14 protein-coding genes are annotated in these 13,672 nt (G+C 73.1%); 7 read left to right on the top strand and 7 right to left on the bottom strand.

Features of this window, described 5'->3' with window-relative positions; translation table 11 throughout:
* Positions 1–42: 42 nt before the first annotated feature.
* Both ACZ4SF_RS34270 and ACZ4SF_RS34265 read left to right on the top strand, forming a co-directional pair.
* The gene (locus ACZ4SF_RS34270) at positions 43–1,272 is read left to right on the top strand and encodes an SLC13 family permease (protein ID WP_468392308.1); all 1,230 of its coding nucleotides are present in this window, start codon (positions 43–45) and stop codon (positions 1,270–1,272) included.
* Between the two features lie 32 nt (positions 1,273–1,304).
* A complete protein-coding gene (locus tag ACZ4SF_RS34265; RefSeq protein WP_468392307.1) occupies positions 1,305–1,823 on the top strand; it encodes a universal stress protein in 519 nt (172 codons plus the stop codon).
* Between the two features lie 250 nt (positions 1,824–2,073).
* On the opposite strand, the gene ACZ4SF_RS34260 is transcribed toward ACZ4SF_RS34265, so the two are convergent.
* Together ACZ4SF_RS34260 and ACZ4SF_RS34255 are read right to left on the bottom strand one after the other, a co-directional pair.
* The gene (locus tag ACZ4SF_RS34260; RefSeq protein ID WP_468392399.1) at positions 2,074–3,987 is read right to left on the bottom strand and encodes an RICIN domain-containing protein; all 1,914 of its coding nucleotides are present in this window, start codon (positions 3,985–3,987) and stop codon (positions 2,074–2,076) included.
* Positions 3,988–4,484: 497 nt separating this feature from the next.
* A complete protein-coding gene (locus ACZ4SF_RS34255) occupies positions 4,485–5,453 on the bottom strand; it encodes an aldo/keto reductase (RefSeq protein ID WP_468392306.1) in 969 nt (322 codons plus the stop codon).
* A gap of 148 nt (positions 5,454–5,601) precedes the next feature.
* Between ACZ4SF_RS34255 and ACZ4SF_RS34250 the strand changes: the two genes are divergently transcribed.
* Together ACZ4SF_RS34250 and ACZ4SF_RS34245 are read left to right on the top strand one after the other, a co-directional pair.
* A complete protein-coding gene (locus ACZ4SF_RS34250; protein WP_468392305.1) occupies positions 5,602–6,444 on the top strand; it encodes an endo alpha-1,4 polygalactosaminidase in 843 nt (280 codons plus the stop codon).
* A gap of 180 nt (positions 6,445–6,624) precedes the next feature.
* Positions 6,625–7,470: a hypothetical protein gene (locus ACZ4SF_RS34245; protein WP_468392304.1), complete on the top strand. Its 846-nt coding sequence runs from the start codon at positions 6,625–6,627 to the stop codon at positions 7,468–7,470.
* A gap of 83 nt (positions 7,471–7,553) precedes the next feature.
* Here the strand turns inward: ACZ4SF_RS34245 and ACZ4SF_RS34240 are convergent, their stop codons facing one another.
* Together ACZ4SF_RS34240 and ACZ4SF_RS34235 are read right to left on the bottom strand one after the other, a co-directional pair.
* The gene (locus ACZ4SF_RS34240; RefSeq protein ID WP_468392303.1) at positions 7,554–7,754 is read right to left on the bottom strand and encodes a ferredoxin; all 201 of its coding nucleotides are present in this window, start codon (positions 7,752–7,754) and stop codon (positions 7,554–7,556) included.
* Positions 7,755–7,766: 12 nt separating this feature from the next.
* The gene (locus tag ACZ4SF_RS34235; RefSeq protein ID WP_468392302.1) at positions 7,767–8,987 is read right to left on the bottom strand and encodes a cytochrome P450; all 1,221 of its coding nucleotides are present in this window, start codon (positions 8,985–8,987) and stop codon (positions 7,767–7,769) included.
* 280 nt (positions 8,988–9,267) lie between these two features.
* Here ACZ4SF_RS34235 and ACZ4SF_RS34230 point away from each other — a divergent pair, with 280 nt between their 5' ends.
* Complete coding sequence (locus ACZ4SF_RS34230) at positions 9,268–9,717, top strand: nitroreductase family deazaflavin-dependent oxidoreductase (RefSeq protein ID WP_468392301.1); 450 nt, start codon at positions 9,268–9,270, stop codon at positions 9,715–9,717.
* Positions 9,718–9,844: 127 nt separating this feature from the next.
* Here ACZ4SF_RS34230 and ACZ4SF_RS34225 read toward each other — a convergent pair whose 3' ends face one another.
* Complete coding sequence (locus tag ACZ4SF_RS34225) at positions 9,845–11,050, bottom strand: cation diffusion facilitator family transporter (protein WP_468392300.1); 1,206 nt, start codon at positions 11,048–11,050, stop codon at positions 9,845–9,847.
* A gap of 99 nt (positions 11,051–11,149) precedes the next feature.
* Between ACZ4SF_RS34225 and ACZ4SF_RS34220 the strand changes: the two genes are divergently transcribed.
* Both ACZ4SF_RS34220 and ACZ4SF_RS34215 read left to right on the top strand, forming a co-directional pair.
* The gene (locus tag ACZ4SF_RS34220; protein ID WP_468392299.1) at positions 11,150–12,166 is read left to right on the top strand and encodes a glutathione S-transferase family protein; all 1,017 of its coding nucleotides are present in this window, start codon (positions 11,150–11,152) and stop codon (positions 12,164–12,166) included.
* 28 nt (positions 12,167–12,194) lie between these two features.
* Positions 12,195–12,497: a DUF4235 domain-containing protein gene (locus tag ACZ4SF_RS34215; RefSeq protein WP_468392298.1), complete on the top strand. Its 303-nt coding sequence runs from the start codon at positions 12,195–12,197 to the stop codon at positions 12,495–12,497.
* Between the two features lie 247 nt (positions 12,498–12,744).
* On the opposite strand, the gene ACZ4SF_RS34210 is transcribed toward ACZ4SF_RS34215, so the two are convergent.
* The gene (locus ACZ4SF_RS34210) at positions 12,745–13,137 is read right to left on the bottom strand and encodes a VOC family protein (RefSeq protein ID WP_468392297.1); all 393 of its coding nucleotides are present in this window, start codon (positions 13,135–13,137) and stop codon (positions 12,745–12,747) included.
* A gap of 52 nt (positions 13,138–13,189) precedes the next feature.
* Positions 13,190–13,654 carry a pyridoxamine 5'-phosphate oxidase family protein gene (locus ACZ4SF_RS34205; protein ID WP_468392296.1) on the bottom strand — a complete coding sequence of 155 codons (465 nt, stop codon included), beginning with the start codon at positions 13,652–13,654 and terminating at the stop codon, positions 13,190–13,192.
* Positions 13,655–13,672 lie beyond the last annotated feature (18 nt).

Raw genomic sequence — 13,672 nt, 5'->3', positions numbered from 1 at the left:
ATCCCGGAAGGACCCGCCCTGAACAGCCCGCTCGCCGAGGCCATGTCCGCCGCCTTGCTGGCCGCCGTGCTGGCCTGGGCCGTCGTACGCCCCTTCGGATGGCCGGAGGCGGCCATGGCCGTGCCCGCCGCCGGGCTCGTCGTCGCCACCGGCGCGATCCCCCTCGACCACGCTCGTGCCGAGGCGGAACGGCTCGGGCCGGTCGTGGGGTTCCTGGCGGCGGTACTGGTGCTCGCTCATTTCTGTGACGTGGAGGGGCTGTTCCGGGCCTGCGGGGCTTGGATGGCGCGGTGGGCGGCGGGGCGTCCGGTGCGGCTGCTGACGGCGGTGTTCGCGCTGGCCTCGGCCATCACCGCCGTGCTCAGTCTGGACGCGACGATCGTGCTGCTCACCCCGGTGGTCTTCGCCACGGCCGCACGCACGGGCGTACGGCCCAAACCGCATGTCTACGCCTGCACCCACCTGTCCAACACCGCCTCGCTGCTGCTGCCGGTGTCCAACCTGACGAACCTGCTGGCGTTCGCGGCGAGCGGGCTGAGCTTCACCCGGTTCGCGGCGTTGATGGCGCTGCCCTGGCTGGCGGCGATCGGCGCCGAGTACCTGGTGTTCCGGCGGTTCTTCGCCCGGGACCTCGCGGCGGCGGCCCCGGCGGGCCGGGACACCGGCGGGGCACCGGAGCTGCCGCTGTTCGCGCTGGTGACCGTGGGCTGCACGCTCGCCGGGTTCGTGGTGGCATCGGCAGTCGGCGTGGAGCCCGCCTGGGTGGCGGCCGCAGGCGCCCTGGCGCTGGCCGGGCGGGCGCTCGCACGCCGGCAGGCGACCGCGCTGACGGTCGTACGGGCGGCGGCCCCGGCCTTCCTCGCGTTCGTCCTGGCGCTGGGCATCGTGGTGCGGGCGGTGGTCGACAACGGGCTCGCGGACGTGCTCGGGCAGGTGATGCCGGACGGCACCGGGCTGACCGCGCTGCTCGGGATCGCCGCGCTGGCCGCCGTCCTGGCGAACGTCATCAACAACCTGCCCGCGGTGCTGGTCCTGCTCCCGCTGGCCGCGCCCGCCGGGCCGGGTGCGGTCCTCGCCGTACTGCTCGGTGTGAACGTCGGCCCGAACCTCACCTATGCCGGGTCGCTGGCCACGCTGCTGTGGCGGCGGATCGTGCACCAGCACGAGCACGGCGTGAACCTCGGCGAGTTCACGCGGCTCGGCCTGATCGCCGTGCCGTCCTCCCTCGCCGTCGCGGTGGTGGCACTGTGGGGGTCGCTCCAGGTTCTCTGAGGGGTGCGGACGCAGTGGAGGAGGCCGACCGGATGCGTGTGATCGCCTGGCTCGTCGAGGGCACCTGGCCCGCCTGTGTGGACGCCGTGCGCGCCCATGCGCCGGAGGACTCCGAGTTGGTGCTGCTGCATGTGAGCGGACCCGACGTGCCCGGGGTGGCGCACGGAGCCTTCGCCGGACTGCTCGGGCGCGGCCACCCGCGGGGGCACCGCGCGGCCGAGGGCTGGGGCAGCGATCCGGGGGACCGGCTGGAGGCGCTCGGCGATACGTCGGCGGCCGCGCTCCTCGACGCGGCGGCCGGGCGGCTGGGCCGGCCCTGCATGCGCGAGGAGCGGTCGGGCCGGGTGGAACGAGAGGTGGTGGCGGCCGCCGAAGGGGCCGGCCTGCTGGTGCTGGCCCGGGACGGGGACCGGTCCCGGCTCGGGCCGAAGAGCCTCGGCCCGGCGGTCCGCTTCGCCGTCGACCACGCGCCCTGCCCGGTACTGCTGGTGTGGCCGGAACCGGCCCCCGACCTGGCGACGATCCCTCCCCTACCGCCGCATCACCAGTGACCCGCGGACGGGTTCCCGCCTGCCGCCGCCCCGACCGCGCCCGACCCGACGCCCACCCCCGGCCGACCCACGACCCGTGACCCCGGCCGACGGGTTCCCGCCTGCCGCCGCACCGACCGCGCCCGACCCGACGCCCACCCCCCGCCGACCCACGACCCGTCACCGACGGCGCCTGAGCGGACGACCGTTGCCCCGGCCGTCTCGTCGGCCCGTGATGCAGCGGACGGTCCTTCTTCGCTGCGTACCGGGCTCAGCGGTGGTGGTGTCCGCCGCCTCCGTATCCTCCGTCGCCGCCGCCCCGGTCGCAGTACTGCGGGTACGCCGAGCACGGGTCGACGGTGGCGGTGGCTGAGGACGTCGGGCCGGGTGTCGTCGCGGTCGGCGTGGGACGGGCCTTCCCGGTGGCGGACGGCGTGGGGGTGGCCGGCGCGGTGGTGCTGGGCGGCGCGGTGCGGGTCGGCACCGGGGTGCGGTCGCTGTCCCAGTTGACGTTCTCCATCCGCAGATCCGGGTGGGCGGTGTCGACCGTCCAGCGCTGGGCGCTGCCCGCGGCACGGGTCTTGAGCACGAGGGCGCCGGAGCCGTCGGTGGCGGCCGGGGTGAGTGCCAGCTCCTGGTTCCAGCGGGGCACCAGGGCGCCCTGGAGGGTGAAGTCGTAGCGGATGCCGCGGGCGGCGTCGCCGGTGGCCGCGCAGGGGGCGAGGCGGACCGAGTAGCCGAGGCGGGAGTCCAGGCACAGGTCCGGCGCGGCGGAGCTGCGCAGCAGTCCGTCGGTCTCGTACCCCCACTGCTGGCTGGGGCTCGCGGAGCAGTCGGCGAGTTCCGTCTCGGCGCCCTCGACGGCCTTCCTGCCGACGACGTCGACGCACTGACCGGAGGCGAGGTTGTGCAGCCTGCCGCGCAGGGCGCCCTGCCCGCGGCCGTTCGCCGCGGCCCAGGACATGCTCGGGGAGGGGGTGGGCTCGCCCGGGGTCCGGGCGGGCTTGCCGGCGGCACCGGGAGCCGAGGAGTCATCGGAGCCGTACACCGACCAGAGCACCAGGGGCAGTACGACCAGGCCGCTGACGGTGAGGACGGCCAGGGAGAGGTTGCGGCGCCGGGCCCGCCGGGCGGCGCGGTGGAGGGAGCGGCGGGACTGGGCGGCCCCGGCGCCCTCGGTGCCGGCCACGGCGGAGGTACCGGCCACGGCGGAGGTGCCGGTCTCGCCGGGAGCGGCGGACCTCCCCGCTCGACGGCGAGCACCCGGCACAAGACGGCCGGCTGACGCGCCGCGGCCGGCCCGTGCGCCACGGCCGGCCGATGCAGCACGGCCGGCCGATGCAGCACGGCCGGCCGGTGCGCCGCTGTCGGCCGGTCGGCCGCGGTGGGCCGCCCTGCCCGGCGTGGTGGGCATGAAGGCTTCGCCGCCCTGAGGTTCGTGGGCATACCCGGCAGCCGGTGCGCCGGTGTGCCCGTCCCCGGGTATGCCGGCGTCCCCGCCCACCGGCGCGACGGCGGCGGCGGACGGCGCCGGGGCAGCTGGCTCCTCGGCGCGGGTGGCCCGGGACTCCACATAGCCGTGGGCGCCCCAGCCGAGCACCGCCTCGGCCAGTGCGAGGCCCAGGCCGTCGTTGAACCGGGCGAGTTGGCCGGCGGTGCTGCTGCAGTGGGGGCAGCGGGCCAGGTGCGCCCGCAGGTCCGGGTCGATGTCGGTGCCGCCGCGCCGGTAGGTCACGTCGAGCATGCGCAGATAGCGCTGGCACTCTTCCTCGGGAGCCAGTTCGCGGTGCACCTGGAGGCATTCCTCGCGGAGCCGTTCGCGGGCCCGGCGCAGTTCGACGCCGGCGTCCTCCTCGTCCAGACCGAGCAGGGCGGCGGGCACGGCCAGGGGCTCGGCCTCGGCCTCGGCGTGCCACAGCACGGCGCGGGAGATCTCGGGCACCCGCTGGAACGCGCGGGACAACAGCCGCCGGCCGGGGGGCGGGAGCAGCCGGGCTGAGGCACGTTCCCCGGTGCCGTCGCCCGACCGCAGGGCGGGGTGGAGGAGTTCCTGGCGGCTGTCGGTGTCCCACTCGGCCGCGATCCGGCGGACCGTGACCAGGATGTGGGGCCGCCAGGCGGCGGTCGGCCCGGACTGCCGGAGGGAAGCGCCGAAGAGCCGGGTGAACGCGGCGGTGGTGAGCATGCCGGCGGCGCGTGGTCCGTCGGTGCACAGCCGGGCGTACGCGAAAGCCGCCGCCCAGTGCCGGTCGAGGAGTTCACCGACAGGATGCAATGCGGGTGACGTTCCCGTCCACTTCTTCAGTTCGGCGCTCAACTGCTCGTCCGACAGGCCTGCCTCGTGCACAGCTGCATTCCTCCAGACGCTCTGCGAAACAATTAGTCCATACCAAATGATATGGCGAGGTCATGAGGCAGCTCGAACGTCCACCTGAGGCGGCTCTTTTGAAGCGTGGGGGGTGTACGGGAGCGGCCTGGCGCATACAGAGAGAATGTATTTGCCTGCGCGCCGACAGCGCACACTTTTGCACAACCGAACACGCCCTAACAAGAGATCTCCCGTTTCCCGGGATTCGCCGCGGACACGCACTTATTGACATTCCGTCAAGGGCAGCAATTTCTTCCCCATTGCAGCCGGCCCGTGCGGCAGGCAGGCAGCGCCGCACGGGCCCCGCCCAGCCGTCAGTGGCCGCTGACGGCCCGCGCGGTGTAGGGCTGCTCCAGCTCCTCGATCTCCTTGTCGCTCAGTTCCAGTCCGACGGCGGCCACCGCGTCCTCGATGTGGTGCGGCCTGGCCGCCCCGACGACGGGGGCCGCCACCGTGTTCCGGTGCAGCAGCCAGGCGAGGGCCACCTGGGCGCGTGGCACGCCCCGGTCGCCGGCGATCCGGGTCACGGCCTCCACGATCGCGCGGTCGCTCTCCAGGTACAGCTTGCTGCCGAAGTCGTCGTTGGCGCTGCGCTCGGTGACCGTGCCCCAGTCGCGGGTGAGCCGGCCTCGGGCGAGCGGGCTCCACGGCAGCACGCCGACGCCCTGGTCGGCACACAGGGGCAGCATCTCCCGCTCCTCCTCGCGGTAGAGCAGGTTGTAGTGGTTCTGCATGGACACGAACTTGGTCCAGCCGTGCCGTTCGGCGGTGTACTGCGCCTTGGAGAACTCCCACGCGTACATCGAACTGGCCCCGATGTAGCGGACCTTGCCCGCCTTGACCAGGTCGTGCAGTGCCTCCATGGTCTCCTCGACCGGGGTGGCGTGGTCGTAGCGGTGGATCTGGTAGAGGTCGACGTAGTCGGTGCCGAGGCGGCGCAGGCTGTGGTCGATCTCGGTCATGATGGCCTTGCGGGACAGGCCGGCTCCGTTGGGGCCCGGGCGCATCCGGCCGTTCACCTTGGTGGCCAGCACGATCTCGTCACGGCCGGCGAAGTCGCGCAGGGCCTTGCCGACGATCTCCTCGCTGGTGCCGTCGGAGTAGACGTTCGCGGTGTCGAAGAAGTTGATGCCTGCTTCCAGAGCCTGCCGGATCAGCGGGCGGGACGCCTCCTCGTCGAGCGTCCACTCGTGCGTGCCGCGGTCCGGCAGTCCGTAGGTCATGCAGCCCAGACAGATCCGCGAGACGTCCAGGCCCGTCGAACCGAGCTTCACGTACTGCATCGTTGCTGCTCCTGCCTTCGAGGCGATGGTCACGGCCGAGCCTACGACGTGGTCCGGGACCGACTTGACGACGCCGTCGCGCGGACGATTTGATCCTGGGACGTGCCGCGCCGCCCGGCGTGGGCAGGATGGAGCGGACTTGCCCCCCATGGGTGTTCTCCGCGCCGTGGGGTCCCCAAGGGCCCTGGGCGCCTGGTCGGCAGCTCTGATCGTCGCGGTGACGGCCCTGACCGGCTGCGGTTTCGGCGAACGGGACGAGAACGGTTCGCCGAGGCCCGCCGCCGTACGGCTGCCGCCGCGGAACGCCGGGTTCGACTACCAGATCGGCGGCGCCTATCCCCCGCCGAAGTCAGTGCGCATCGTCAGCCGCGACCGGTCCGACTCCCCCGCCCCCGGTCTGTACAACATCTGCTACGTCAACGCCTTCCAGGCCCAGCCCGCCGAGCGTTCCTCCTGGCCGGCCGACCTGCTGCTGCGGGACGCGCGGGGCCGGGTCGTCATCGACGAGGACTGGGCAGAGCCGCTCCTGGACATCCGCACCCACGCCAAGCGGGAACGGGTGGCCGCCCGGGTGAACCGGTGGGTCGACGAGTGCGCCCGGAAGGGCTTCGACGCCGTCGAGCCCGACAACTACGACAGCTACACCCGTTCCCAACGGCTGCTCAGCGCGGCCGATGCGACCGCGTTCATGTCCCTGTTCACCCGGCACGCGCACGCCCGGCACCTGGCCGTCGCGCAGAAGAACACCCCGGAGCTGGCCGGGAGGCGCAAGCAGTCCGGGCTTGACTTCGCGGTGGCGGAGGAGTGCGGGCAGTACGACGAGTGCGAGGTGTACGCGAAGGCGTTCGACGACCGGGTGGTGGACGTCGAGTACACCGACGCCGGTCTGCGCGCGGCCCGTGCCCGCTGGGGCGACCGGCTGAGCATCGTCCGCCGCGACCGGAACGTCTCCGAGCCGGGCAGCGCCGGTTACGTCCGCAAGGTGCGCTGAGCCCCCGCGCCCGGCCTGGTGCATGCCGGACGGCGGCCGTGCCCGCCCTCGGCACGGAAGGCGGATTGCTGCCCTCAGGTGATCGCCCGGCGTGGGAGCTGTCGGATTGTCGTACTGTCGGCTCATCCTCGGCGCAGACGACCGGCGCCCGGCCGGTCTCGGCCGCCCGGGAGGAACGCGGTGCCGACACGTCCCACCACCCTGAGAGCCCTGGCCGGGGCGGCACTGCTGCCACTGGCCCTCGTCACGCCCGCCTGGGCGCGGTCCGCGCCGGCGCCCGAGGGGCCGGCCACGCTGTGCGGGATCGCCGGCACCCTGCACGGCGCCCACGGTCAGCAGGCCGTGGTCAGCCTGTGCGCGGGCAGCGGCGCCCCGCAACTGGCGCTCTCGGCCCCGGCGACCTGCGGGCGCGCCGGCATGCGGGTCCGGTACAGCTGCCGTACGGAAGGCACCTGGAAGGCCCGGCGGGCCGGCCGGACGCTGGCCGCGGGCACCCTGCCCGGCTCGGGGGACTACTCGGGCCCGGGCACGTACGAGATCACCGCCACCGTGCATGTGCGCTCCAAGCCCGCCGGTGTCGACCTGACGGGCACGGTCCGGGCCACCCTGTCGCTGACCGCGCCCAAGGCCAAGCCGACGCACGCCGTCACCGTCGACCGGACGGTGCTGCGCCGGAGCGCCACGACCACGCTGACCTACACGATCCGCCGCGACAGCGAGGAGGGCGACAGCAACGCCCGGTTCGGGCTCATCGGACAGGCGGGCACGGGCGTGCGGATCGCCACGGCCGACGCCCGCTGCGTCCACCCGCTGGTCGGCCGGCACCCGGCGAAGACCCGGCTGGCGCACTCCCTGGACTGCACGCTGACCGAACTCCAGCCGGGCCACCCGGAGAAGGTGCGCGTCCGGATCACCGTCGGCGCGAAGTGTTCGACGGTGGTGTCGAAGCTCGGGTACTGGATTCCGAAGGGCCAGGAGCTGTACACCGGCGCCATGCTGCCCGGACCGACATTGACCTGCAGCTAGGCCGGAAGACACCTCCAGGCACCGCACGCACCCGGGTCCATCCCGCCGGCCGGCCGGCGGGATGGACGCGCGCCGAAGGGGCGTCAGCCGGTGCTGTCCCGCACGGTGATGGCGCTCACCGGGCAGGCTCGGGCGGCCTCCCGGACCATCGGGTCGCCCGTGCCGTCGTCGTGGCCGGGAAGGAGGGTGCTGTAGCCGTCGTCGTCCTGGGTGAAGACGCCCGGTGCGGCCAGCGCGCACTGTCCGGCGCCGATGCAGACGTCCTTGTCGATGTCGATATGCATGTGCAGAGCCTCTTACCAGGTGACGGGGAGTTCCAGCATCCCCTGGATCGTGTCGCCGGGTTTGAACGGGATGTCCTCGGCCGGAGCGGCCAGCCGCAGCCCGGGCAGCCGGGTGAACAGGCTGCCGAGGGCGATCTCCAGTTCCGCGCGGGCCAGGTTCTGCCCCAGGCACTGGTGGATGCCGAAGCCGAAGGCCAGGTGGTGCCGGCCGGGGCGGTGGAGGTCCAGGTCGTCGGGGTCGTCGTACTCGGAGGTGTCACGGTTGATCAGCGAGGTCGCGAAGAGCACGCCCTCGCCGGCCCGGATCGTGGTGCCGGCGATCTCGATGTCCTCCTGTGCCACCCGCTGCAGGCCCTCCGCGATGGACAGCATGCGCAGGAGTTCCTCCACGGTCGCGGGCAGCAGTGCCGGGTCGGTGCGCAGCTCGGCGAGGCGGCCGGGGTGCTGGAGGAGGGTGTAGGTGCCGAGGGAGATCATGTTGGCGGTCGTCTCATGGCCGGCCACGAGCAGGATGATGGCCAGCGAGACGGCGTCGGAGCGCTCGAGTTCGCCTGTGCGCAGCCGCTGGTGCACGATCTCGTCCAGGATGCCGTCGCCGGGCTCCGCCTCTTTCGCCCGGGCGTCGATGAGCCCGCCGAGGTACTCCTCCAGCCGCTCACGGGCGTCCTCGGTGTCGTCGGCCGTCGGACCGCGCAGCAGCCTGCGGGACTGTTCCTCGAAGAACTCGTGGTCGGCGTACGGCACGCCGAGGAGGCCGCAGATCACCATCGACGGCACGGGCAGCGCAAAGGCGGAGACCAGTTCGGCGGGCGGCCCCTGGGCGATCATCGCGTCCAGCAGCCCGTCCACGGTCCGCTGGATACCGGGGCGCAGTGCGGTGGCGCGCTTGACGGTGAACGCGGGGATCATCATCCGCCGCTGCCTCTGGTGCTCGGGGTCGTCCTCCCCGAGCAGGGCCACTTTGCGGTAGCGGGCGGCCTCGAAGCGGGGTGTGGGCGAGGGGAAGCCGGGGAGGCGGCGGTCGGAGGACAGGCGGGGGTCGGCGAGCAGGGCGCGGGCGGTGGCGTGCGCGGTGACCAGCCAGGCCTCGCTGCCGTCGTAGAGGGTGACGCGGGACAGGGCTCGCCCGTCGCGCAACGGGTCGTATCCGGTGGGCGGGTGGTAGGGACAGGAGCGGTCCTGGGGGAAGGCCACGGGTTCGGCCGGGCCGGTGGCGTCCGTCAGTTCCGTCATGGGAACACCTCGCAGACGAAAGAAGTGCGTCGTGCCGATCTTCATTAGATGCCCCAGGCACCTATAGGTCGACGGAAAGTTCGGCCAGTCGGGGGGTGCGCGTGATCTGTCCGAAGCACCGGGGGCAGGAGGGGTGGAAACCGGCCACGGTCCCGCGCCCGGCGTCCGCGTGGTGATCAGCGTGACGGCGGACGCGGCACGCGGTACGGATGAATCGTGCGGCCACCGGTGTTGAGGCCGGTGGCGGACAGCAGCCGAAACGACGAAGGGGACGGATCCCATGCCTCTTGAGGGCGAGTACGAGCCCAGCCCGACGCAGTGGGTGCGCGAGCAGGTCGAGTTGTACGAGAGTTCGGGCGGGACGCAGGGGACGACGCTGCGGGAGACCGGCCTGCCCGTGATCCTGCTGACCACCCGGGGTGCGAAGAGCGGGAAGATCCGCAAGACGCCGTTGATGCGGGTGGAGCACGAGGGCCGGTACGCGGCGGTCGCCTCGCTCGGTGGCGCGCCCAGGCATCCGGTCTGGTACTTCAACGTCAAGTCGGACCCGCACGTCGAGCTTCAGGACGGCCCGGTCAAGCAGGACATGCGGGCCCGTGAGGTCACCGGGCCGGAGAAGGCCGCGTGGTGGAAGCGGGCGGTGGACGCGTTCCCGCCGTACGCCGACTACCAGGAGAAGACCTCGCGCGAGATCCCGGTCTTCGTCCTGGAGCCGCTCGACGCGAGCTGATGCGGGCCGGTGTGCGCCCCGGCCCGGAGCCGCTCGACGCGAACTGATGCGGGCCGGTGTGCGCCCCGTCTTCAGAAAAATCTGTTCCGGGGACGTGTGAACGGGCTTCCGGGCGGGCACTCGTGCGTCAGGCCCCGCCGCGCTCCCCCGTCGCGGCGGGGCTCTCCTGTGCCTCACCCGTCGGCCGGTCGGTGACGTCCAGGAAGATCTGGTCGGCGTCCGGGAAGGTCCGGGCGAGGGACCGCTTGATGCGTACGGAGACCTTTTCGACGCGTTCGCTGTCCAGCCCCGGCGCCAGGTCGATCCGCGCGGCGACCAGGGTGGAGTCGAGGCCCATCTTCATCGTGAAAAGAGCCTCCACGCTGTCGATCTCCGGCTGGGCCCGCAGCAGCGCGCGGATCCTGCCGCTCGTCTCCGGGTCGGCGGCCTCGCCGATCAGCTGGTCGCGGGCGTCGCGGCCGAGCCGGTAGGCGACGTAGACCAGCAGCACGCCGATGGCCAGCGAGGCGGACGCCTCCCACACGACCTGTCCGGTCACCATGTGCAGGGCCATCCCGATCAGCGCGAGGGTCACACCGAGCACGGCCGTACCGTCCTCGGCGACGACCGTGCGCAGCGCGGGATCGCGCAGTGCTCCGAGGCCGCCGCCCTGCCGGCGCACCTGGTGCAGCGCCCGCAGCAGCGAGGCGCCCTCGGCGAGGAGGGCGACGCCCAGCACGATCAGGCCCGCCACATAGCCGCTGAACTTCTCCTCGGCGCCGCCCCGCAGGGCCTCGAAGCCCTGGAAGAAGGAGAAGCAGCCACCCATGACGAAGATGCCCACGGCGGCGAGGAGGGACCAGAAGAAGCGTTCCTTGCCGTAGCCGAAGGGGTGCCGGGTGTCGGCGGGGCGGCGGCTGCGGCGCAGCGCGGCCAGCAGGAAGACCTCGTTGAGGCTGTCGGCGACGGAGTGCGCGGCCTCCGACAGCAGCGCGGGCGAACCCGCGAGGACGCCGCCGACCGCCTTGGCGACGGCGATCACCAGATTGGCGACGAGCGCCACGAGAACGGTGACTTTGGTGTGCCGGTCGGACTTGGCCCCGGCCGGGCTGCCCTTCGACCGCTCGCCCGGCCGGTCGTCCGGCCGGCCGCCGGCCGGTGCGTGGCCGGGTGGGCTTGCGCCGTCGCCGGTCCGTGCCGGTGGCGTCCCCCGGTCCGTGGCCCGTGCCGGTGGCGTGTCCCCGTCCGTGGCCCGCGGCGACGGCGCCTCCTGGTCCGAGGTCCGTGCCGGTGTCGTTCCGCTGTGCCCGGCCGTGCGTCCGGCCGTCTCCCGTTCCGAAGATGTCCCGCTCATCTATCGCCGACTGCCCCCGACCGGACGTGTCACACCGTGCGGGGGCCGCGAAACGGGGAACGCGGTGCCCGAGAAGGCCCGCGACGGCGAGGAGGAGACATGGGCGACGACGGCAACAAAGCCTACGGCCACCGGACGTTCAGCCGGTCCAGGAGCCACTTCGCGGACCGCATCACCGCCGACGGCCGAGACGGCTGGCCGGTGCAGGCGGACCGCTACCGGCTGGTCGTCTCCCGTGCCTGTCCGTGGGCGAGCCGGGCGGTGATCTCGCGCCGGCTCCTGGGGCTGGAGGACGCGCTCTCGATGGGGATCGCCGATCCGGTCCAGGACGACCGCAGCTGGCGGTTCACACTGGACCCGGGCGGCCGGGACCCGGTGCTCGGCATCCGGTTCCTCAGCGAGGCGTACGACCGGCGGGAGACCGGCTACCCGGGCGGGGTGAGCGTGCCCGCGGTCGTGGACGTCCCCAGCGGGCGGCTGGTCACCAACGACTTCCAGCGGATCACCCTGGACCTGGCCACCGAGTGGACGGCCCTGCACCGCACCGGCGCCCCGGACCTGTACCCGGCCGCGCGGCGCGAGGAGATCGACCACGTGATGGCCGAGGTCTACTCGGACGTCAACAACGGTGTGTACCGGGCCGGGTTCGCCACGCACCAGAAGGAGTACGAGGAGGCCTGCACGGCCGTGTTCCGGCGGCTGGAACTGCTCGGTGAGCGGCTGTCGGGGCAGCGGTATCTGGTCGGCGACACCCTCACGGAAGCGGACATCCGGCTGTTCACGACGCTGGTCCGGTTCGACGCCGTCTACCACGGACACTTCAAGTGCAATCGCTGGAAGCTGGCGGAGCACCCGGTGCTCTGGGCGTACGCCCGGGATCTGTTCCAGACGCCGGGCTTCGGCGACACGGTCGACTTCGACCACATCAAGCGGCACTACTACGAGGTGCACACCGGTATCAACCCCACCGGCATCGTGCCGGTCGGCCCGGATCTCGGGGGCTGGCTGAGCCCGCACCACCGTGACCGGCTGGGCGGCCGGCCGTTCGGGGACGGCACACCGCCGGGACCGGTGCCCTCGGGCGAACGGGTGCCCGCACAAGGACGACCCGCATGAGGACAGCCTGAGGAGGAAGTAGTCACACATGGCCAAGAACAAGAAGAAGAAGCTCCCTCTTGCCTACCAGCCGGTCGGATTCGTGCTCAGCTGGGCGAGTGGCGCACTGGCCGGAATGGCCTTCCGCAAGGCGTGGAAGGCGATCCGGCACGAGGAGGACGCACCGGACGCCCTGGACCCGGACCGCGGCTGGGGCGAGATCCTGCTGGCGGCGGCCGTCCAGGGCGCGATCTTCGCGGTGGTGCGCAGCGCGGTGGACCGCACGGGTGCCAAGGCCATCGCCCGGTCGACGGGCGTGTGGCCGACGACGGACAAGGGCGGCCGGGACTGAGGCCCGGGGCCGGCCCAGCCGCACCGGCGCCGGCCGGCCCCACTCGCCTCGGCCGGCCCCCGCGTCTCGCCTCGGCCGGCCCCCGCGTCGCTGATGCCGGCCGGCCCCGCCCTGCCTCGCCCCGGTGTCCTCCCGCGGACTGCCCCGGCCGCAGGACCGGCCGGGGCTCCTTCGGCCGGCCGGGTGCCGGCCGACGCCGGCCGGCCTGTCTGCATGCCGCCGGCCGGCCCCGCACCGCTGTCGGTGGTCAGCCCTGTTTCGGTGCTGTCGGGGGCAGCAGGCGCAGGGTGAAGGAGTGGCCGGCGGGGTCGGCGTAGCCGCGTTCCTCGTACGGCCCCGCCGCGTCCCTCGTCTCGATCGGCCGGCCACCGAGCCCCACCACCCGGCGCTCGGCCTCGTCCAGGTCCTCGACGACGAAGTCGAGATGGGCCTGCAGGGAGTTCTCCGGGCGCGGCCAGCTGGGCGGGGTCGCGTTGACGTCGCGCCGGAAGGCCAGCCGGACACCGTCGGCGCCCCTGACCTCCACGAGGTTCGCGGACGAATGGGTCCGCTCCCCCTCCAGCAACTCCCTGTAGAACTCGGCGAGTTTCTCGGGCTCGGCGCAGTCCAGCACCACCACGCCCGCTTTCACCAGTGCCATGGATCCTCCCGGGATGTGTCCTCTTCCCAGCGGATATCCCGGGCCGTCGGATTCAGTCGGCGAGCAGCCACTCCCCGTCACGCATCAGCTCACGTCCGCTCAGCTCGTTCGCCTCGCGCCAGGCCTGGACCCGCTGCGGCAGGACGAGGAAGTACAGGTAGCGGGTGGACAGTTGACGCGGGTCGAAGCCGGTTTTCCCGGCGAAGACCTCGGCGTCCTCCTCGGCCAGGTCCTCCGGCGTCACCGCCCGGACGGTGCCCTCGATCATCACGACGTCCCGCGTCGGACCGATGCCGAGCCGGGCCGTGCCGGTGGACACGAGGTTGCGGCCGGTGGGGCTCTCGGCCGGCGTGGCGATGAGCAGCGAGGTGCCGTCCCAGACGAACGACAGCGGCACGAGGTACGGGGCGCCGCCGTCGGGCGCGGCGGTGGCGACCCAGGCGTCGACGTCGTGCTCCAGTCGGTGGAGGGTGTCCTTCTTGCGCTGCGCGGCGGTGCGGGCGGGGGGCGGGGTCATGGCGTACGGCCTCCTCTG

The sequence above is a fragment of the Streptomyces sp. NPDC027663 genome, from assembly GCF_055566415.1.
This window is presented reverse-complemented; position numbering and strand designations above follow the sequence as displayed.